This is a genomic window from Labrenzia sp. ATLA3 (assembly GCF_057180185.1).
In genome coordinates, this window is record NZ_JBXUKV010000008.1 from 481086 (window position 1) to 501874 (window position 20789).

General features: G+C 60.8%; 19 protein-coding genes. 9 read left to right on the top strand and 10 right to left on the bottom strand.

From position 1 onward, the window contains the following. Window positions 1-53: 53 nt before the first annotated feature. The 4 genes from AC2A6O_RS23745 to AC2A6O_RS23760 are packed head-to-tail and all read right to left on the bottom strand — an operon-like array spanning window position 54 to window position 3682. The gene (locus tag AC2A6O_RS23745) at window positions 54-974 is read right to left on the bottom strand and encodes an ABC transporter permease (protein WP_498930802.1); all 921 of its coding nucleotides are present in this window, start codon (window positions 972-974) and stop codon (window positions 54-56) included. 2 nt (window positions 975-976) lie between these two features. Continuing rightward, on the bottom strand, window positions 977-1864 hold the full coding sequence (locus tag AC2A6O_RS23750; RefSeq protein ID WP_498930861.1) for an ABC transporter permease: 888 nt from the start codon (window positions 1862-1864) through the stop codon (window positions 977-979). 4 nt (window positions 1865-1868) lie between these two features. Next, on the bottom strand, window positions 1869-2471 hold the full coding sequence (locus tag AC2A6O_RS23755; protein ID WP_148581970.1) for an ANTAR domain-containing response regulator: 603 nt from the start codon (window positions 2469-2471) through the stop codon (window positions 1869-1871). Beyond that, the gene (locus tag AC2A6O_RS23760; RefSeq protein WP_498930805.1) at window positions 2468-3682 is read right to left on the bottom strand and encodes a transporter substrate-binding domain-containing protein; all 1215 of its coding nucleotides are present in this window, start codon (window positions 3680-3682) and stop codon (window positions 2468-2470) included. The genes AC2A6O_RS23755 and AC2A6O_RS23760 overlap by 4 nt, the downstream gene beginning before the upstream one ends. Before the next feature lie 682 nt (window positions 3683-4364). Here AC2A6O_RS23760 and AC2A6O_RS23765 point away from each other — a divergent pair. The 7 genes from AC2A6O_RS23765 to AC2A6O_RS23795 are packed head-to-tail and all read left to right on the top strand — an operon-like array spanning window position 4365 to window position 12408. Further along, on the top strand, window positions 4365-5081 hold the full coding sequence (locus AC2A6O_RS23765; protein ID WP_498930807.1) for a FadR/GntR family transcriptional regulator: 717 nt from the start codon (window positions 4365-4367) through the stop codon (window positions 5079-5081). Beyond that, a complete protein-coding gene (locus tag AC2A6O_RS23770; protein WP_498930809.1) occupies window positions 5071-6078 on the top strand; it encodes an ABC transporter ATP-binding protein in 1008 nt (335 codons plus the stop codon). Before AC2A6O_RS23765 ends, AC2A6O_RS23770 begins: the two co-directional genes overlap by 11 nt. Beyond that, window positions 6075-7175 carry an ABC transporter ATP-binding protein gene (locus tag AC2A6O_RS23775; RefSeq protein ID WP_498930811.1) on the top strand — a complete coding sequence of 367 codons (1101 nt, stop codon included), beginning with the start codon at window positions 6075-6077 and terminating at the stop codon, window positions 7173-7175. Before AC2A6O_RS23770 ends, AC2A6O_RS23775 begins: the two co-directional genes overlap by 4 nt. A 28-nt stretch (window positions 7176-7203) precedes the next feature. After that, the gene (locus AC2A6O_RS23780) at window positions 7204-8709 is read left to right on the top strand and encodes an ABC transporter substrate-binding protein (RefSeq protein ID WP_498930813.1); all 1506 of its coding nucleotides are present in this window, start codon (window positions 7204-7206) and stop codon (window positions 8707-8709) included. 59 nt (window positions 8710-8768) lie between these two features. Then, the gene (locus AC2A6O_RS23785) at window positions 8769-9716 is read left to right on the top strand and encodes an ABC transporter permease (protein WP_498930815.1); all 948 of its coding nucleotides are present in this window, start codon (window positions 8769-8771) and stop codon (window positions 9714-9716) included. Window positions 9717-9721: 5 nt separating this feature from the next. Beyond that, complete coding sequence (locus tag AC2A6O_RS23790) at window positions 9722-10591, top strand: ABC transporter permease (RefSeq protein ID WP_148582373.1); 870 nt, start codon at window positions 9722-9724, stop codon at window positions 10589-10591. A gap of 29 nt (window positions 10592-10620) precedes the next feature. Continuing rightward, on the top strand, window positions 10621-12408 hold the full coding sequence (locus AC2A6O_RS23795; RefSeq protein WP_498930817.1) for a gamma-glutamyltransferase family protein: 1788 nt from the start codon (window positions 10621-10623) through the stop codon (window positions 12406-12408). Window positions 12409-12468: 60 nt separating this feature from the next. Here the strand turns inward: AC2A6O_RS23795 and AC2A6O_RS23800 are convergent, their stop codons facing one another. The 5 genes from AC2A6O_RS23800 to AC2A6O_RS23820 all read right to left on the bottom strand — a co-directional run bounded on the left by AC2A6O_RS23800 (window position 12469) and on the right by AC2A6O_RS23820 (window position 17575). Then, a complete protein-coding gene (locus AC2A6O_RS23800; RefSeq protein ID WP_498930819.1) occupies window positions 12469-13575 on the bottom strand; it encodes a DmpA family aminopeptidase in 1107 nt (368 codons plus the stop codon). Continuing rightward, window positions 13572-14402 (bottom strand): ABC transporter permease, encoded by an 831-nt coding sequence (locus tag AC2A6O_RS23805; RefSeq protein WP_148581961.1) that lies wholly within the window; start codon window positions 14400-14402, stop codon window positions 13572-13574. Before AC2A6O_RS23805 ends, AC2A6O_RS23800 begins: the two co-directional genes overlap by 4 nt. Then, window positions 14399-15334, bottom strand: a complete 936-nt coding sequence (locus AC2A6O_RS23810; protein ID WP_498930821.1) for an ABC transporter permease — start codon at window positions 15332-15334, stop codon at window positions 14399-14401. Before AC2A6O_RS23810 ends, AC2A6O_RS23805 begins: the two co-directional genes overlap by 4 nt. After that, window positions 15331-16449 (bottom strand): ABC transporter ATP-binding protein, encoded by a 1119-nt coding sequence (locus AC2A6O_RS23815; RefSeq protein WP_498930823.1) that lies wholly within the window; start codon window positions 16447-16449, stop codon window positions 15331-15333. The genes AC2A6O_RS23810 and AC2A6O_RS23815 overlap by 4 nt, the downstream gene beginning before the upstream one ends. 79 nt (window positions 16450-16528) lie before the next feature. Next, on the bottom strand, window positions 16529-17575 hold the full coding sequence (locus AC2A6O_RS23820) for an ABC transporter substrate-binding protein (RefSeq protein WP_498930825.1): 1047 nt from the start codon (window positions 17573-17575) through the stop codon (window positions 16529-16531). 115 nt (window positions 17576-17690) lie between these two features. On the opposite strand from AC2A6O_RS23820, the gene AC2A6O_RS23825 reads away from it, so the two are divergent. Next, window positions 17691-18560: a MurR/RpiR family transcriptional regulator gene (locus tag AC2A6O_RS23825; RefSeq protein ID WP_148581957.1), complete on the top strand. Its 870-nt coding sequence runs from the start codon at window positions 17691-17693 to the stop codon at window positions 18558-18560. An 8-nt stretch (window positions 18561-18568) separates the two neighbouring features. Here AC2A6O_RS23825 and AC2A6O_RS23830 read toward each other — a convergent pair whose 3' ends face one another. Beyond that, window positions 18569-19153: a cupin domain-containing protein gene (locus AC2A6O_RS23830; RefSeq protein ID WP_498930827.1), complete on the bottom strand. Its 585-nt coding sequence runs from the start codon at window positions 19151-19153 to the stop codon at window positions 18569-18571. Window positions 19154-19269: 116 nt separating this feature from the next. On the opposite strand from AC2A6O_RS23830, the gene aptA reads away from it, so the two are divergent. Beyond that, window positions 19270-20610 (top strand): omega-aminotransferase AptA, encoded by a 1341-nt coding sequence (aptA, locus tag AC2A6O_RS23835; RefSeq protein WP_498930829.1) that lies wholly within the window; start codon window positions 19270-19272, stop codon window positions 20608-20610. Window positions 20611-20789 lie beyond the last annotated feature (179 nt).

Genomic DNA, 20789 nt, shown 5'->3' on the forward strand with positions numbered 1-20789 from the left:
TTACGGTGATGTGCCGGGCCGCTCTGGTGACGGTTTCCGGCCATTGCCGCGCGTCAGCGCAGCTTGATCCTCGGATCAATCAGGGGGGCGATCAGGTCGGCGAGGAAATTGCCGGCAACGATCGCGAATGCGGATACGAGCGTGACGCCCATGATGATGGGAATGTCGACCCTCTGGATGGCCTGCCAGGCGAGCTGGCCGATGCCGGGCCAGCCGAACACGCTTTCAACCACAACGATGCCGCTCATGAAGAGGCCGATATCGATCCCGATCATGGCGACGATCGGAAGCAGCGCGTTGGGAAGAGCGTGGCCGAACAGAACCTGCCAGCGTTTCAGGCCCTTGGCACGGGCGGTGCGGATGAAGTCCTGGCGCAGCACGTCGATCATGGATGAGCGCATCATGCGCGAATACCAGCCGGCGCCCAGGAACCCGAGGGTCAGCGACGGCAGCACCATGTGCATGAAGGTGCCGTAGCCGCCGATGGGGAACCAGCCGAGCTGCACCGAAAAGACATAGAGCAGCAGGATGCCGATCACGAACTGGGGTGAGGACACCCCGACAAAGGAAAGGACCATGAGGCTCGTATCTGTCGCCGTATTCCGGCGCAGGGCTGCGACGAGCCCCATGGTAAGTCCGATGACCAGTTCGCAGACGATGGCGCCAACCATGAGAAGAAGCGTTGCCGGCAGGCGCGACCAGATGAGCGCGCCGACTTCCGTCTTCTGCAGGTAGGACCGGCCGAGATCGCCCTGCAGCAACCCGGTGAGATAACGGAAATACTGCTGATAGAACGGCAGATTGAGGCCAAGCTGCTCGCGGATGTTCTCGACCGTCTGCGCGGTGGCGCTGCGGCCCGCGATCTGACGGGCCGGATCGGCCGGGATCAGATAGAGCAGGACGAAGGTCAGGAAGGTGATGCCGATAAGGATCAGCACGGACTGGAACACCCGGCGCAGAATATAACCGCCCATGATCAGTGCCTCCCCTTCTGTGTCGGATCGAGCACCTCACGCAGCGCATCGCCCAGCAGGTTGAAGCCCAGCGCCAGCGCGATGATGGCGACACCCGGGAAGAACACCAGCCAAGGGGCCGAGGTGAAATAGGTCTGGTTCTCGTAGATGATATTGCCCCAGGAGGGTGTCGGCGGCTGAACGCCGATGCCGAGATAGCTGAGCGTTGCTTCCAGAAGCACGGTCGTCGAGATGCCCAGCGTGCCGAAAACGACGATGGTCGACAGAAGATGCGGCAGGATGTGCCGGAACAGAATGCGGAAGAGACCCGCGCCCATGGCCCGCTCGGCCAGGATGAATTCGCGCTCCGACAGCGATCTGGTTTCGGTGTAGACGACACGCGCCATCTGTACCCAGTTGACCATGGCGATCACCATGGCAACGATCCAGAGCGAGGGCCGGAACAGCGCCGCCAGCGTGATCGCGAGCAGCAGCGCCGGGAAGGCCATCATCAAATCGGTGAAGCGCATCAGCACCGTTTCCACCCAGCCCCGGAAAAAACCGGCGAGAATGCCGACAAAGGCCCCCACCGCAACGGCGATCCCATTGGCGACGATCCCGATGATCAGCGAGGTTTGCGCGCCGTAGATCAGGCGTGACAGAAGATCCCGCCCGAGCAGATCGGTGCCCAACCAGAAGGTTTCGTTCGGCGGCAAGGGCGCGCCTTCCAGGGTCAGGCCTTCGAAAAACTGTTCCGCCGGATCGTAAGGCGCGACAAAGGGGGCGAATACAGCGGCGCCAACAATCACGCCGACCAGAACCAGGGCGACTACGGCCAGTTTCCTTTGTAGGAGACGGCGCCAGACGCCTTTGGGCGCTTCGGGTGCGGCAGCTTGCACGGTATCCGGCATTGCTTCAGGCTTCACGTCGGCCGGCATTCTGCCCTCCTGAGCGCGCCAGCAGATCGAGCGCGACGTCTTCCATTGTTTGCCGGCTTGCCATCGCCATGTCCTGCAGCAGCTTGTAGGCGGTTTCAGCGTCGCCCCCCTGGTGCTGCATGAGCAGGATGATGGCTTCGGCCACCTGAGGCCGACACGCGAGGCGGGCTTCCAGTTTCGCGATCCTGTCTTCCGATGCACGGCGCATGGCAAAAGTTCGCGTGGCCACGACGAGCGCGCCGTAAACGCCGCTCGATGCGATGGGCTTGCTCAGATGAGCAATGGCACCGCGCCGGATGGCCCATTCGACGCGGCCCGGAGCCTCGCTGCCCATCAGTGCGATCATCGGCATCGGGTGCTCTTCCACCGGCCAGGGAAACTGGGCGTCGTGGCCTGCATCGGCCTCGAAGATCACCAGATCGGCCCGCCGGGCGTCTTCCGGAAGTTCCGGCCAGGCGGTGGAGGTTGCGATGCCCAGACGGTCAAGCTGGCGGCAGACTGCATCCCTGTCGGAATGGGGCTTGTGCAGGACCATTGCGGACCAGCCGCGGAAACTGGGGGTGCGGAACAGGCTGCTCATGACGACACCAGCCTCAATCCCGGCGCATTGCCGTTGTCCGGAACCGGTGCGTCCCCGGAGGACCCGGCGCCGCTTTCCAGCGGATCATAGTGAACGAGATAGGGGTCCGGAGCCAACGGCCCGGACGTCTTTTCGATGATCCTGAACCGGGAACGAAGCCGCTCAGGACCGGTGGTTTCCACCACTGCGATCAGCGGCTGAAGATAGGCGTGCTGCGTTTGCGGATCGATGCGGATGTCGCGCAACGGCGTGCGATGCGGCCGTCGGCACAATTCCGACAGAACATGATCCGGTGCATCCGAGCCGCAGGCCTCGATGGCGCGGGCAAGCAGCCAGACAGCCTCATAGGGGCCGACGAACATGGACGAGATCGATGCCTCCGGTCCGCGCAGGCCTTCCAGACGGCTGAGGAAATCCTCGTTTTCCGGTGTGTCCAGCGTCTCGAAATAGGTCGAGGTGGACACAAGCCCTTCCGCAGCCGCCCCCAGGATGGGCAGCTCGGCTTCGGTCAGATTGCAGCTGAGGATCGGGCAGCGGTTCGGCGCAAAGGCGGGATCTTCCTTCGCAAGCCGTTTCATGGCGCGCAGGAAGGCGTAGCTGCTTTCACCGATCAGATTGTTGAAGATGAAATCCGGGCGTTTTTCGCGGATTTCAACAATCAGATGGTCGATGTTCTCGTCGCCGATGGCAACATAGCGCTCGCCCAGAACGTCGCCGTTGCATCCGGCCAGAAGCTCGCGGGCAATGCGGTTGGTTTCCCAGCCCCAGATGTAGTTGGACCCGAGCAGGAACGCCCTGCGGCCGGATTCCGGAACGATGTGGCGGAAAAGCGGGACCACGCCCTGGTTCGGGCAGGCGCCGGTATAGACCACGCGGTCATGGCTTTCGAAGCCTTCGTAAGGCGTGGTGTACCAGAGCAGCCCGCGGCCACGCTCCATCACCGGCAGCACTTCCTTGCGGGAGGACGAGGTCTGAGTGCCGACGATATGCCGGCAACCGGCCTCGCGCATCATTCGTTCGGCTTCCACGGCGTAGTTTTCGGTAGATCCCCTGGGGTCTCCATCCACACGCAGGAAGCGGAAATCGAACAGGCCGGACGCATTGATTTCGTCAATGGCGATCCGGGCGCCCCAATAGCCTTCCTGCCCGATCGCGGCATAGGATCCGGATTTCGAAAACAGAACGCCAACCGGTATTTCACCAAAGGCCATGTATTACCCTGCCCTTCAGCCGAACGATGTGAACCGTGGGGGCTGAACATAAAAAAACCCCGACCCGCAGGTGACTACCTGCGACAGATCGGGGCGCAATTGCCGTGCGGCTGAACGATTGCCGCTATTTCGAGATCAGGATTGCCGAAGAAAAAATTCTTGTCAATCGCCGCAAAGCTCAAACATCAGCCACGCATAAAATTTCGCCACAAGCGACTGCAGCGGCAAGCAGCCTCAGGTGAACCAATTTTGACGCATACGCCAAACGAGAGTCAACACATCAAAATCCGCCCCTTCTCTTGAAAAGAATGACAAATTCGCCAGCCAAACGAGCAACAATCGACCCCTTCAGACTGTATGGGGAGCACAAAGTTTCACAAAAGGAGATAACCCGACGAAAGTCGCGGAACCGATTAAAATTTGTTCCCTAGCACAAATTTCAGGCAGAAGCTTCGAGGCATTGCTTGGCAAAGGTGCCGATGCCATCACTGTCTGTTATTTTTTCATTTATTTTACAGATACTTATTTGATTTTCATTTCACGGAACCTTTGCAATTTCCGGCCTCTCCAGGAATGGGCCCAAGCTGACATCAGACCTGTCACGGCAAAAAGTCCGGCTTGCATCGCGAAAAATATCGCGCCAATAATGTGACCAATTCAAATTGGTTCGTATTGGTATGGCATGAGCGGCACCGAGAAACCTTCGCAGCGTAATTCCAGCATGGCTCTGGAACGCCTTCGCATCATCGTGGACCAGCTCACGGCGGAGGGGGCGGAGCAGCTTCCCACCGAGCGCGAGCTGTCCGAAACCATCGGCGTTGGCCGAAGGGCAGTTCGGCGCGCGTTGGAGGTGCTGGAAACCGAAGGCAAGATCTGGCGCCGGCAGGGAGCGGGGACCTTTATCGGCAGTGAACCGGCCCAACCGGAAAAACAGATCCTGTCGCTGCACGAAAACTCCAACATGCTCGAGGTGATGGAAGTCCGGCTGCAGATAGAGCCCGTGCTGGCCCGTCTGGCGGCCCTGCGGGCAGCCCCGTCCGATATCGCCGCCATGAGCGACCTCGCCGACCGCGTGGGCAAGGCGGAAGACATGGACAGCCGCGAACTGTGGGACAGTGCCCTGCACCGGGCCATCGCGCGGGCTGCGCGCAACACCCTGTTCCTGGCCCTGTTCGATGTCGTTGACCGGGTCCGGCAGGATACCGCCTGGCGCCACGTGCGCGAAGCGCTGAGAACCGACGATGCCCTGACGCTCTACCGGTCGCAGCATGTCGACATCATCGCGGCCATTGCCAACCGGGACCCCATCACTGCGGAAAAAACCATGCGTGCCCACCTGCTGGCGCTGCAAGAGCGTCTCCTGTTCCAGAGTGCAAGCGAGGCGGCCAATGCCGACTGAAGCTCCGTCGAGCGCCCCGGTCCTGGAGGTTCAGGACCTCTCGCTCCGTTTCAAGGGCGCTCCGGCCAATATCGTCGATGGTCTGTCCTTTGCCGTCCGTCCGGGGGAAACCCTGTGCATCGTCGGAGAGAGCGGCTGCGGCAAGTCGGTTACAGCCCTGTCGCTGATGGGCCTGCTGCCGAGGGGCGTTGCCAGAGTCATGTCCGGAACGGCCACCTTTGGCGGACAGGATCTGCTGGCGCTGCCGCAACGGGCTCTGGCGGACCTGCGCGGCGACCGCATTTCCATGATCTTCCAGGAGCCGATGACCTCGCTCAATCCGTCTTACCGGATCGGCGACCAGGTTGCGGAAATTGTGCTGCGTCATCGCCCGGTGAGCCGGGCCGAAGCCCGCGCACGGGCGCAGGAAATGCTGGAACGGGTCAAGATCCCGGCTGCTTCCAGCCGGCTGGACGATTACCCGCATGAGCTTTCCGGCGGCATGCGCCAGCGCGTGATGATCGCCATGGCGCTTGCCAACGATCCGGTCCTGCTGATTGCCGACGAGCCCACCACCGCTCTCGACGTCACCATTCAGGCCCAGATCATCGACCTGATCGAGGACCTGCAGAAGGAGAGCGGAACGGCATTGATCATGATCACGCACGATCTGGGTGTCGTTGCCGAAATCGCCGACCGCGTGTGTGTAATGTACGCCGGACGTGCGGTGGAGGACGGCCCGGTTTCTGCGATTTTCGACGATCCGCAGCACCCCTATACCATCGGCCTGATGAGTTCCGTCCCGTCGGTCGGCCCGCGCTCCGGCAAGCTGGCAACCATCGGTGGCATGGTTCCCACCATCGACAACATGCCGAACGGATGCCGGTTTTCGCCTCGTTGTCCCTTTGCAGGAGCCCGTTGCGACAGCGCACCGCCGCTTGTCGAACTCGGCCCCGCCCACGAGGCGGCCTGTCACTATGCACCGCTGGAAAGCGCATTTGCGGAGGCCGCAGGATGAGCCTGACAACCCGGGACAAGATCATCGAGACACGCGCCGTCACCAAGAGGTTCGGCGGCCGCAAGAGCCTGTTCAAACCGGCAACCTCGGTCAGTGCCGTCAATGGCGTGTCGCTGGATATCAAGCGCGGAGAAACCTTCTCCATCGTCGGGGAAAGCGGTTGCGGCAAGTCCACGCTGGCCCGCCTTCTGGTCCGCCTGCTGACCCCTTCGGACGGCGCAGTTCTTTATGACGGCAACGATATCTCCGCCCTTTCCGAACAGGAAATGCGCCACTTGCGGAAGGATCTGCAATTCATTTTCCAGGACCCGTTCTCCTCGCTCAATCCACGCATGAGCGTCGGTGCGCTGATCGAGGAACCGATGAAGGTCCACACCACGCTTTCGCGTGCCGAACGCCGGCAGAAGGTGGCTGAACTCCTGAACAGGGTCGGGCTTCGTCCCGCCTTCGCCAATCGCTATCCGCACGAGTTTTCCGGCGGCCAGCGTCAGCGCATCGGCATCGCCCGGGCGCTGGCCAGCGGCCCCAAGGTGATCGTCGGTGATGAACCCGTCTCGGCGCTGGATGTTTCGGTGCAGGCCCAGGTCATCAATCTTCTGGAAGACCTGAAGTCGGAATTCGACCTGACGCTGATCCTGATTGCCCACGACCTGGCGGTTATCCGCCACATGAGCGACCGGGTGGCGGTCATGTATCTGGGTGAAATCGTCGAGCTGGCCCCCAATGACGCGCTGTTCGACAAGCCTCTGCATCCCTACACACAGGCCCTGATGCGCGCGATCCCGATTGCCTCGCCGCACGGCAGGTCAATGAAGGCCGCCCTTTCGGGAGACGTGCCCTCACCGCTCGATCCTCCCTCGGGCTGCCGCTTTCATCCGCGCTGTCCGCATGCAACCGATCTTTGCAGCCAGGAAAAACCGGCACCTGCAACCGTTGCAGGAGACAGAACCGTTGCCTGCCATCACTGGGAAAAAATCGCGGACGCTGACCGGTCCCCGGTTCAGGAGCCGCCAAGGAGCCCCAATGCGGAAAAGCGCTTCGCGCTGTTCCGAACCCGTAGCCAACAACAAGAGCCAACGACGGCCACAAGACCTTAAATCGAGCCTTTTCGATAGGAGAACCAACATGCGTAAGCATTTCCTTGCCGCGCTGCTACTCAGCGCAACAACCCTGGCAACGGCCGCCCACGCCGCCGATCTTCGCATCGGCCTGCAGGACGACGCCGATGTGCTGGATCCAGATCAGTCCCGGACCTTTGTCGGCCGTATCGTCTACACGTCGCTGTGCGACAAGCTGGTCGACATCACTCCGGATCTGGAAATCATCCCGCAACTGGCCACCGGCTGGAGCTGGTCAGACGACGGCAAGGTCCTGACCATGGACTTGCGCGAAGGCGTGACCTTCCACGATGGCACCCCCTTTGACGCGGAAGCCGTGAAGGCCAACATCGAACGCTCGAAGAACCTGCCGGAAAGCCGCCGCAAGAGCGAGGTCAAATCCATCGAAAGCGTGGAGGTTTCCGGCCCGCTTCAGATCAAGTTCACCTTGACTGCACCGGACGCGACGCTGCTGGCCCAGTTTGCCGACCGCGCGGGCATGATGGTGTCGCCGACCGCCGCCGAGGCAGCCGGTGCCGATTTCGGCAACAATCCGGTCTGCTCCGGTCCGTTCAAGTTCGTCGAGCGTGTCCAGCAGGACCGGATCGTCCTGTCCAAGTTCGACGACTACTGGAACAAGGACGCCATCAACTTCGACACGGTGACCTTCCTGCCGATCCCCGACACCACCGTCCGTCTTGCCAACCTGCGCTCCGGCGACATCGACATGCTGGAACGCCTCGCGGCAACCGACGTTGCCTCGGTAAAGGGCGACGACTCCCTCGGCTTTGCCGAAGCCGTCAGCCTGGGTTACCAGGGCATCACGGTGAACATCAACAACGGCGAAAAGGGTGACAACCCGTTCGGCAACGACCCGAAAATCCGTCAGGCCTTCAGCCTCTCGCTCGACCGTGACGCGATCAACCAGGTTGTCTTCGAAGGTGCGTTTGCCCCCGGCAACCAGCCGTTCCCGCCGACAAGCCCCTGGTTTGACAAGGACTATCCGGTCCCGGGCCGCGATGTCGAAAAGGCAAAGGCCCTGCTCAAGGAAGCCGGCTATGACAGCCTCGATGTCGAGGTGCAGGTGGCCAACAACCCTGTGCAGACCCAGATGATGCAGGTTGTTCAGTCGATGGCGGCGGAAGCCGGTTTCAACGTCAAACTGAAGTCGATGGAATTCGCCAGCCTGCTGGCGGATCAGTCTGCCGGCAACTACCAGGCAAGCCAGGTGGGCTGGTCGGGCCGTGTCGATCCGGACGGCAACATCCACCAGTTCATGACCTGCAAGGGCGGGATCAACGATTCCAAGGTCTGCATTCCCGAAGTCGACAAGCTGCTGGACGAAGCACGGCAGAGCAACGACACCGCCACGCGCAAGGCAAAATATGACGAGGCACGGGATATTCTGATCAAGGAACTGCCGATCATCTATCTCTACCACCCGACCTGGATCTGGGCGCTGTCCGGCAAGCTTGACGGCTTCACCGCCTATCCGGACGGCATGATCCGCCTCGAGAACGTCAAGTTCAAGTAACCCCACCGATGACGGGACCCGGCGAAGGCCGGGCCCCGTCTTAAACGGATTTTGCCCGAATGCTGTCCTACATCGCGCGCCGGCTGGTCATCGCCATCCCTACGCTCATTCTGGTCTCGATCTTCGTCTTCGTGCTGCAGAAACTGCTGCCCGGCGACCCGGCACTCGTGCTTGCCGGTGAAGAACGCGATCCGGCTGTGCTGGAGTTCATTCGCGACAAATACCGGCTCAACGACCCGATCATCTACCAGTATTTCTACTGGATGAAGGCCATGCTGCAGGGCGACCTCGGCATTTCACTGCGAACCAATCTGCCGGTGACGGAGCTCATTGCCGACAAGCTGCCGGTCACGATCCAGCTCGCCGTGATGGCAATGATCATCGCGTTTGCGATCGGCATTCCCGCCGGCATCCTGTCCGCGGTGCGCAAGGGCACCGCCATCGACTACATCGCCAATTTCGTGGCGCTGTCCGGTCTGTCCATTCCGAATTTCTGGCTTGGTATCATGCTGATCATGCTGGTCTCCGTCCAATTGGGATGGCTGCCGGCGTCAGGCTATGAATCGCCCTTCGTCGATCCGCTGAAGTCACTCCAGACAATGATCATGCCCGCCTTTGTGCTGGGCACGGCGCTGGCCGCCACCTTGATGCGCCACACGCGCTCGGCAATGCTTGGCGTGCTGAAGGCCGATTATGTCCGCACGGCCCGCGCCAAGGGCCTTCTGGAAAACGTGGTCATCCTGAAACACGCCTTCCGCAACGCCCTGCTGCCTATCGTGACCCTCAGCGCCCTGCTCTTCGGCGAATTGCTCGCCGGCGCGGTGCTGACGGAACAGATCTTCACCATCCCCGGCTTCGGCAAGCTTATCGTGGATGCCGTTTTCACCCGTGACTACGCTGTCGTGCAGGGTGTCGTCATGTGCACGGCCGCCGGTTTCATCCTGATGAACCTGATCGCTGACGTCCTCTATTTCCTTCTCAACCCGCGCATGAGGAGCAGCCTGTGAGCGCCGTGACCACCGCCGCAGATCCGGCCGAGGAAACAATCCGCCTCGAAAGCCGCGCCTGGAAAAAGCTGAAGGCCAACAAGAGCGCGCTTTTCGGTTTCATCATCGTCGCCTTTTTCATCGGCATTGCCGTCGCCGCGCCCGTGCTGCCCATTGCGGATCCGCTCGCAACCGACTGGGGCGCGGTGCGCAAGGCGCCGTCCGCCGCCCACTGGCTTGGCACCGACGAGATTGGCCGGGATATCCTCTCGCGCATGATCTGGGGGGCTCAGGCCTCGCTGATGGCTGGTGTCGTGTCGGTGTTGATCGCTGTCTTGATCGGCGTACCCTTCGGTCTTCTGTCCGGTTACTTCGGCGGCTGGACCGATCAGGCGATCTCCCGGGTCACAGATGCACTGCTTGCAACGCCCTTCCTCATTCTCGCCATCGCGCTTGCCGCCTTTCTGGGGCCAAGCCTGACCAATGCCATGATTGCCATCGGGCTTTCGGCCATGCCGATCTTCGTGCGTCTGACACGCGGACAGGTGCTGTCAGTCAAGACGGAAGACTATGTCGAAGGAGCCCGGGCCATCGGGCTCAGCCATGTTGCGATCATGTCCCGCTACATCCTGCCCAACGTGTTTGCACCGGTTCTGGTTCAGGCGACGCTGACGGTCGCGACCGCGATCATCGCCGAAGCAAGCCTTTCCTTCCTCGGCCTCGGTCAGCAAGCCCCTGCCCCAAGCTGGGGCTCCATGCTGAACGTCGCCAAGAACTTCATGACCCAGGCACCCTGGATGGCCTGGTGGCCGGGTGCGGCGATCTTTCTGGTCGTTCTCGGTTTCAACCTGCTGGGCGATGGCCTGCGCGATGCCCTCGACCCGCGCGAGAGCTGATCCGTTTTTTAAAACCCAAAGAGTAACTCATGCCGACTTTTACCACCCGCCCCGAAATCACCGGCACCTTCGGTGTCGTCACCTCCACCCACTGGATCGCAAGCGCCGTCGGCATGAGCATCCTGGAAAAAGGCGGCAATGCCTTTGATGCCGCCGTTGCGACCGGACTTGTGCTGCAGGTTCTGGAGCCGCATCTGAACGGTCCGGCCGGCGATCTGCCGGTGATCTTTCACAAGGCCGGTACCGGCGAAACCAAGGTCGTCTGCGGCCAGGGCCCTGCCCCGGCGGGAGCCACAATCGAGCATTACAAGGCGGAAGGCCTGGATCTCATTCCGGGCAACGGCCTGCTGTCGACCGTCATTCCGGGCGCTTTCGACGGCTGGATGCTGATGCTGCGCGACCATGGCACCTTGAGCCTGCGCGATGTGCTGGAGCCTGCGATCTACTACGCTGAAAACGGCCAGCCGATGCTGCCGGGTGCCGCGGCGACCATCAGCGGGCTGAAGGACTTCTTCCAGACCGAGTGGCCGACGTCCTTCGAGACCTGGGTGCCGGGCGGAAACGTGCCGGAAGCCGGCGAGATGTTCAAGAACCCGGTTCTCGCGCAAACCTGGACGCGGCTTTTGAGCGAAGCGGAAAGCCAGAGCGGACGCGAGGCGCAGATCGACGCGGCACGCGACTGTTTCTACCGCGGCTTCATTGCCGAAGAGATCGCCGCCTTCCTGGAAAAGACCGAGGTGATGGATGGCTCGGGCTCCAAACACAAGGGTGTCCTGACTGCCGACGACCTGGCGAACTGGAGCGCGACTTACGAAGATCCGCTGTTGAGCGACTATCACGACTGGACCGTTGCCAAGACCGGCCCGTGGGGACAGGGACCCGTGCTGCTGCAGGCGCTGGCTCTGTTGAAAGGCTTCGACATCGGCGCGATGGACCCGGCCGGGGCTGACTTCGTCCACCATGTGACGGAAGCCATGAAGCTCGCCTATGCGGACCGCGAGGTCTATTACGGCGACCCGGCCTTTGTTGACGTTCCGATGAACGCGCTGTTGTCGGACGATTATAACGACACGCGGCGCAAACTGATTTCCGATACCGCCTCCTTCGACCTGCGCCCCGGCGTCCTTCCGGGCTTCGAAGACCAGGTGGCGGCCAACATGGCCGTGATCGAACGCGCCGGGATAGCCAACACAGGCATTTACGAACCGACGATGGCGCATCTTTCCGAACGGCGGGGCGACACGGTTCATCTCGACATTATCGACCGTTGGGGCAACATGGTTGCCGCGACCCCGTCAGGTGGCTGGCTGCAGTCCTCGCCGATCATACCTTCGCTCGGCTTCTGCCTGAACTCACGGGCGCAGATGTTCTGGCTGGAAGACGGTCTGCCCACAAGCCTGGCACCCGGCAAACGCCCGCGCACCACGCTGACACCGAGCCTCGCCTTCCATGAAGGCCGCCCGACGATGGTGTTCGGTACGCCCGGCGGCGACCAGCAGGACCAGTGGCAGCTCTCCCTGTTCCTGCGGCTCGTACATCATGGCCTCAACCTGCAGGAAGCCATCGACCTGCCGCTGTTCCACACCACCCATTTCCCGACCTCGTTCCACCCGCGCCAGCGCCAGCCGGGGCACGTAATGGCCGAAGGCAATTTCAGCGCCGAGACGATCAATCTGCTGCGGACCCGCGGGCATTCGGTGGAGGTTTCCGGCAACTGGACCATCGGCCGGCTGACCGCTGCCAAACGCAGCGCAGACGGCGTTCTGAAGGCAGCGGCAACACCGCGCCTGATGCAGGCCTACGCCATCGGTCGATAAAGACAGAAATCAACCCGCCGGTGCCTTGCAGACATTGGCGCCGGTGGGTTCTTGTCTGAGCTATGCGAGAAGCTTCTTGAGGGCTTCCGGGTCGATCGCCCGGCAAACCGACCCGGATGGACGGGCCGTCGGCGTGTCTTCAGCCGCCAGCATGGCGTTGAGGACAGCCTCCTCGACCGCTTCCACAGCGGCCATATAGACCGGATCGAGCAGATCGTCGTTCAGCGACACCATGGATTTCCACGGACCGCTGAGCTGCGGCAAATCCATTTCATTGGCGGTGCTGAAGGCAAGGAAGATGTCGCCGGAATTGTTTCCACCCGGTGTGCCGCCCCGCCCAATGCCAATTGTCGCGCGGCGGGCCAGGCGGTCGAGCTGGCACGGCAGCAGCGGCAGATCCGTTGCGATGATGACGATGATCGACCCGCGCTCCGCATTAAAGCCGGGTATCCGGTTCTCCGTCATTTTCTCGCCCACCGGCTGTCCCAGCACCTTGAGCCATGGCCGAACGCCGTGATTGGCCTGCACAAGAACCCCGAGCGTATGGGTTTTTTCACCCGCTTCGACACGCCGCGAGGCCGTGCCGGTTCCACCCTTGAACTCGTAACAGATCATGCCCGCGCCGCCGCCGACATTGCCTTCGGCTGGGGGCTCTGATGTTGCATTTTCAAGGGCTTTTGCCGCGTGTTCCGGCCGCACATGCAGGCCGTTGATATCGTTCAGGACACCGTCATAGGTTTCCGCAACAACCGGCATGGCCCACAGATGATTGTTCTGCCAGGCATCGCGGTAGGTATCGACCATCCAGCGCACGGCGGCCTCATGTACGGCGCCCACGCTGTGCGTGTTGGTGATCAGGATCGGGCCGGTGAAATAGCCCGCGTCCTTGATCCAGTGGCTGCCGGTCATTTCACCATTGCCATTCAGCGCATGCAGCCCCGCCCACACGGGACGCGGTGTCGACAAGCGGCCCCGGGGCAGGATTGCCGTTACGCCGGTCTGCACCGGAAGGCCGTTGGTCTCCAGCGCGGGTGTCTTGCGTGAGGACAGCGTCTCGTAGCCGACGAGCACACCTTCAACATCGGTAATCGCGTTATGCGGACCCGGCGTGCCCGGCAAGGTCAGCCCCAGATCGCGGGCGCGTTTGGACTTGAGTTTCTGCGTCATTTCTTGCGGGACCGCATGTAGAGGCCTACGGAGGCGATGATGAAGGAGAACGCCAGCATGACCGTGGCGATAGCATTGATTTCCGGTTTGATGCCCCTGCGCAGCATCCCGTAGATGTGCACGGGTAGCGTGGTGGAATCGACGCCGGAGATGAAATAGGTGATCACCAGATCGTCCATCGAGATGATGAAGGCGAGCATGGCGCCGCCGATAACCCCCGGTGCGATCAACGGCAGGGTCACCCGTTTGAACGTCGTCCAGCCGTCCGCCCCCAGATCCGCCGACGCCTCTTCCAGACTGTCGTCCATATCCGAGATGCGCGCGCTGACCACGATGAACACATAGCTGCTGAGGAAGGTGCAGTGGCCGATGATGATCGTATGCAAACCCAGGCCGAAGCCGAAGGACACGAAGAAGATCAGCAGCGCGATGCCGAGGATGATGTCGGGCATGATCATCGGCATGAACATCAGGGCCCGGTAAAAGTTCTTGAGACGAAACCTGAAGCGGGCAACCGCCAGCGCGACCGACGTGCCGAGCACCGTCGACACCGCCGTGGTGATCAGGGCCACCGTCAGGCTGTTCAGAACCGCGTGATAGAGCTGGTCCGTGGATTCCACATATAGCGTCAGCTCGTTCAGCTCTGTCGGGAACCCGAAGATCGTTCGGTACCAGTCGAAGGTGAACCCCTGCCAGATCATCATGTTGACCGGGTTGGAGTTGAACGAGAACACCGTGATCAACAGGATCGGCACATAGATGAAGACCAGAAACAGCCATCCGTAGACCGACAGGAACAGGTTTCGCCAGGACATCTTGCGCCTCATGCCGCGACCTCCTCAGCCACTTTCGGCCCGTCCGCTTGCCGCTCTTCACGTGTGACGATGCGGATGTAGTAGAGCAGCAGGACCAGCACGGCGGCCATGACCATCATTCCGAGCGCCGCTCCGAAGGGCCAGTTGCGCGCCGACAGGAACTGCTGCTCGATCAGATTGCCGATCATCACCACCTTCGCCCCGCCCAGAAGCGACGGCACGATGAAGTTGCCGAGGCTCGGGATGAAAACGATGATCGAACCCCCGACGATGCCCGGCAGGGTCATCGGCAGGATGACGCGAAAGAACGTCTGAATCCGGTTGGCGCCCAGGTCCTGAGAGGCTTCGATCAGGCTGAGGTCCAGCTTTTCGATGCTGGCATAAAGCGGCAGGAACATGAACGGCACGAATACATAGACCATGCCGATGACGACCGCGGTTCCGGTGAAGATGATTTCCAGCGGCTCATCGATCAGCCCAAGCCCCATCAGCGCCTGATTGAAGAAACCGGTCGGCCGCAGGATCAGGACCCAGGCGAACAGGCGTACGATCAGGCTGATGAAAAACGGCAGCGTGATCAGGAAGATAACCAGGTTCTTGCGCTTCTCCGGCATGCGCGACACCCAGAAGGCGACCGGATAACAAAGGATGAGGCTGAGGAGAACAGTTGTCGCGGCGAGCTTCACCGAACGCAGGAAGATCTCGAAATAGACCGGATCGAAGCGTTCGTATTTGGTGTCTGCCCAGCCCAGAATGCGCCCGTAGTTCAGGTGAAAGAACTTCCATTCAACGCCGCCGTATAGTCCCGGCGTGAGCCAGGAATAGACGATCATGATGGCGAGCGGCCCGAGGAAGAAAATCGCGAGGAAGGCGGACGGCGGCAGCAGCAGGCCGAACAGCGTCAACCTGCGCCTGTTTTCCAATGTGCGGCGCGCCTTGCTCATGCCGGTGCTCCCCGTTCCGGAATGAGGTGCACGGCATCATGCGGTACGAACAGCGAGGTCTGTTCGCCGATCGTGTGATGCGACGTGCCTGGCCCTGCCCGAAGCGACGCCCGGACGGGCGGCAGCCCCTGGCACGCCAGGACAAGATGATAGTCGGTTCCGGCGAAGAAACTCTCGCTGACCGTGCCCGAGATCTCGTGCCCAGCCCGCTCGTCAGCACTGCTTTGCCCAACGCTCTCGACGAGGTTTTCCGGCCGGATCAGCACCTTTGCCGGATCGCCCTGCTTCAGGCCGTTCACCGGGCAATCGCGTATGACCGTGCCGTCGGTCAGGACGACATCGCAGCTTTCGCCCTCAACCGAAACCACCGTGGCATCCAGAAGATTGCTCTCCCCGATAAAGCGGGCGACAAACTCGTTCCCGGGACGGCGGTACAGCTCCTCGGGGGCGTCAAGCTGCTGGATGGTGCCACCGTTCAACACCGCGATCCGGTCCGACATCACCAGCGCTTCTTCCTGATCGTGGGTCACGAAAATGAAGGAGATGCCGAGTTCGTGCTGCAGGATTTTCAATTCCTGCTGCATCTTGTGGCGCAGGTTCTTGTCGAGGGCCGACAGAGGTTCGTCCAGCAGCAGAATTTTCGGCTGGGCAACCAGTGACCTTGCCAGCGCCACCCGCTGTTGCTGCCCGCCGGAAAGCTGGCCGATCTTGCGGGCGCCCATACCGGCAAGGCCGACAAGCTCGAGCATGTTGCCGACACGCTCCCTGATCTCCGCTTTGGCGATGCCTCGCACTTCGAGACTGTAGGCCACGTTCCGTTCCACCGTCAGATGCGGGAACAGGGCATATCTTTGAAAGACGGTGTTGACCGGCCGCTTGTGCGCCGGCTGATCCGACACAGGCTGGCCATCTATGTAGATCTCGCCGCTGTCGAGATCCTCGAACCCGCTGACTGCCCTCAGCAACGTGGTCTTGCCGCAGCCCGATGGCCCAAGCAGCGTCAGGAACTCGTTATGAGCCACCGTCAGGGACACTTCGTGCAACGCGCGAATAACGCCGCCTTCGGGAGCCTGAAAGCTCTTGGAGGCGTTTTCGATCCTTAAAATTCCTTGCATTCTACCCCCTCGGAACGTCAGGCGACGTGCGCGGCCCAAGGCCGCGCAGTCTTCTCGTGACGGTCGTGCGCATCCGGGCTCATTGAGCCGTTTTGATGCGCGTCCATTCGCTGTTGTAAAGCTGCAGGTCGCGGCCGAGGTCCTCGAAGATCTGCAACTTGTCCATCACGTCCTGAGGCGGGTAGATGCTTTCATTGTTGGCGATTTCCGGCGGCAGAAGCTCCTGCGCCGACAGGTTGGGCGTGCCGTTCATCTGCTGCTGCACGTTCAGCGCGGCAATTTCCGGCTGAAGATAGAACTGCAGGAACTTCTTGGCGTTTTCCTTGTTCGGAGCACTTGCGAGGACGCAGATGTCCTCCTGGTACATAGTCGCGCCTTCCTTCGGGATGACATAGGCAAGCACGTCAGGAGCCTGTTGCACGAAGATGTTCGCGCCGACATACCAATGCGCTGCCGCCACATCGCCCGACTGAACCAGCGGAATGCTGTCGTAAGTAAAGGCGGTAACGTTCTTCTTGCGCTCCAGAATGTAATCGGCGGCGGCCTTGATTTCGTCTTCGTCGGTGGAATTGACCGACGTGCCGTTCATGATGTGACCGATGCCAATCGTCTCACGCAGATCGTCCAGCAGGATGATCTTCTCGCCCTTGTCGGCCAGGGCAAAGAAGTCTTCCCACCCGGACATCTCGGCGACCTTTTTCTTGTTGTAGACGATGCCGACGGTGCCCCAGGCATAGGGCAGGCAATATTCTGCATCCGGATCGGTCTTCGCGCGGATGAACTGCGGATCGATGTTCTTGAAGGCCGGATCGCTGCCGATATCCGTTTTTTCCAGAAGGCCGAGCTGGAACATGATGTCGTGCATGTGGACCGATGGGAACACAATATCGTAGCCGGTAGCGCCCGCCTGGATTTTCGCCAGCATTTCCTCGTTGGAGCCGTAGGTATCCAGGTTGACCTTGATCCCGGTCTCCTCGGTGAATTTGGCCAGAACCTGCGGATTGATGTAGTCGCCCCAGTTGTAGAGATTCAGTTCTTCCTCGGCCTGCGCAGCACTGGCAACAGCCACCAGTGCCGCTGCCGCAAGTGTTGCCTTGGCAACTCTCTTCAGCGTGTTGTTAGTCATGGAACCCTCTGGTTTGCTGCCACGTTTCTGGGAGGTGAACGGGCTTGCATCCAAAAGGAGATTGAATTATGACATTTCTGTCAAATGTTATTTTTCTGTCATTTTGGGAGCTGACATGGAAGCCGGTTTCTCGTCCTTCCCGCAAGCGAAATTCGATGAATTCCTCAAGCGCTTGCAGGATGAAACGCCGAAGCTTCCCAAGCAGGAAGCCCGGCTTGCGCAGTTTGTCAGTCTGAATATTTCATCTCTGGGACTGGAAACCGGCAAGTCGCTCGCGGAAAAAGCCGGCGTGTCGGAGGTTACCGTCGGCCGGTTGCTGCGCCGCCTCGGATGCGACGGGATGAAAGGGCTGAAGCAGCTTCTGCGCGACCATTATTCCGTCACCACCGCCTCCATCGTCACCGATGGTGACATTCCGGTCCGGTTCGTCAAGACACTGGAGGCCGAGGTGCAGGGCCTGACCAATGTGTTCAACCAGACCCAGGGCAGTAATTGGGATGAAGTCACCCGGCTGCTGTCGGACGCAGAGACGATTTTCGCCACAGGATTTCAGTCGGTCCGTGGAACGGTCGAGGACTTCGCCCGCCGGCTGGCACTCGCGCGGAAGAATGTCCATTTCCTGTCCGCTCACGACAGCATGCTGGGAGAATGGCTCGACCAAAGCCCGGAAAGCGCCGCCTCCAGTTGCCTCATACTGGTGGATGTCGTTCCCTATGCGTCAGAATCCGTGAAGCTTGCCCGGCTGGCGAAAAGCCAAGGCCGGTCGGTCATTGTTGTCTCGGACGAATATTGCCACTGGAGCCGGGAGATCGCGGACGCGGCCATCTACGCCCCCTCCCGAACGGGACTTTTTCTGGAATCGATCATCGGCATTGTGGCGGCGCTCAGCCTGATGGTCGATGTGGCTGCCAGGGCGAACGAGACAGTTTCCGCTGACCGGCTGGTGCAATGGAAGGCCAATTCGAAGAAACTTGGCCTGTTCTAGAGCTCGGTTCAGAACGTCGGTGGAGTGCAGGCGCTGACGACGACGCACCGCTCGTTCCGGAGCGCCTTGAACCTGTGCGGGGTCGTGCTCCTGAAGAGATAGGCATCCCCCGGACCGAGGATCTTTCTCTGCTCGCCAACGGTGACCTCAAGCCGGCCCTCGATGACGAAACCGGCCTCCTCGCCCTCGTGGCTAAGCATGACCCGCCCCGTATCCGCGCCCGGCTCATACACCTCATAAAGCATCTGCAAATCGTGACCGAACAGGCTGTTGCCAACCTGCTTGTAGGAAATGTTGCCCTTGCCGATTTCGGTCAGTTCGTCCACGCCGAAAAACACCTGCTCCTGCCGCTCCGGTTCATAGGCGAAGAACTCCGACAGGCCGATGGGTATCCCGTCCAGAACACGTTTCAACGCACTGAGGGACGTGTTGATCTTGGCTGCCTCGATCTGGGAGATGAAGCCATTGGTAACACCGGCCCGCTTGGCCAACTCTCGCTGCGAATATCCGTGTGCTGCGCGGATCGCTCGAAGGCGCAATCCGACATCACGTGAGAAGTCATCGGTGTTTAGTGTGTTTAGTGTGTTTACCATCGTAAACACTTTCCCACTGAAGCTGCGTCTTTTCAAGGGCTTGATATGGAGAAGAAACAGACTGTTCGTCGCTTCAAAATCGGTGCTTTCTAGTGCGACCGACCAAGGAGGCGTATATGAACATCGTCAGCAGCGACACAGACTTTCGGTCAAACCAGGCGCTCGACGCCTATTGGATGCCCTTTACCGCGAACCGTCAGTTCAAACAGGCACCGCGCATGCTGGTGTCCGCCAAGGGCATGCATTACCGCAGCGACGATGGCCGCAGCATTCTCGACGGCACTGCCGGCCTGTGGTGCTGCAACGCCGGGCACGGCCATGAAGAGATCACCAATGCGGTCGCCCGCCAGCTGTCCGAACTGGACTACGCGCCGTCCTTCCAGATGGGCCATCCGATCGCTTTCGAATTTGCCGAGCGCCTGAAACAGGTCGCTCCGGAGGGTTTCAACCACGTGTTCTTCACCGGATCCGGATCCGAATCCGTCGACACGGCATTGAAGATGGCGCTCGCCTATCACCGGGCCCGGGGCGATGCGTCCCGCACGCGGCTGATCGGGCGGGAACGCGGCTATCATGGCGTGGGCTTCGGCGGCATTTCCGTTGGCGGCATCGTCAACAACCGCCGCCACTTCGGATCCCTCCTGACCGGGGTCGACCACCTGCCGCACACCCATGCCCCCGAACACAACAGTTTCAGCAAGGGGCAGCCAGCCTGGGGCGCGCATCTTGCAGACGACCTGGAACGGATCGTCGCGCTTCATGGGGCGGAAACAATCGCTGCGGTCATTGTCGAACCGGTTGCCGGTTCCACTGGCGTGCTTATCCCGCCCAAAGGGTATCTGGAACGACTGCGCGCCATCTGCGACCGTCACGGCATTCTGCTGATCTTTGACGAGGTCATCACCGGTTTCGGACGCCTCGGCGCCCCCTTCGCGTCCGACTTTTTCGGTGTGAAACCGGATCTCTTCACCACGGCCAAGGGTCTCACCAACGGCGTTATCCCCATGGGGGCGGTGTTCGCCCAGGATGCCATCCATGAGGCCTTCATGGGCGGTCCGGAAGAAACAATCGAACTCTTCCACGGCTACACCTACTCCGGCCATCCAACCGCCTGCGCCGCCGGCCTCGCAACGCTCGACATCTACGAAAAGCAAGGTCTCTTGACCCGTGGCGCCGAGATTTCCGGCACCTGGGAAGACCGGATGCACAGCCTCAAAGACGCAAAACACGTCAAGGACATCCGAACCATAGGCGTTATTGCCGGGATTGAACTGAAATCCCGTGAGAGTGCCCCCGGACAACGCGCCTACGAAGTTTTCGTCAAATGCTTCGAAGCCGGCCTCCTGATCCGAGTAACCGGCGACATCATCGCCCTTTCCCCACCGTTGATCGTTGAAGACGAGATGATCGACCAAATGGTGGCGACACTCTTTCAAGTCCTTGGTGAGACGACTTAGCTTTTCGGCCCATCAACACCCAAATGGCCCGCTGGTTGATTCCTGTGGGACTTTGTTTGTTTAGCCAATTTTTCGCGAGTTTACGTTGGACATGCGCCGTGAGCTCCGACCGACAAGGATTCGCTGTGAGTTTTTCTGCTTGGTTTGTTCGGACTGGAGTCCAGCTATCGGTTTCCTTG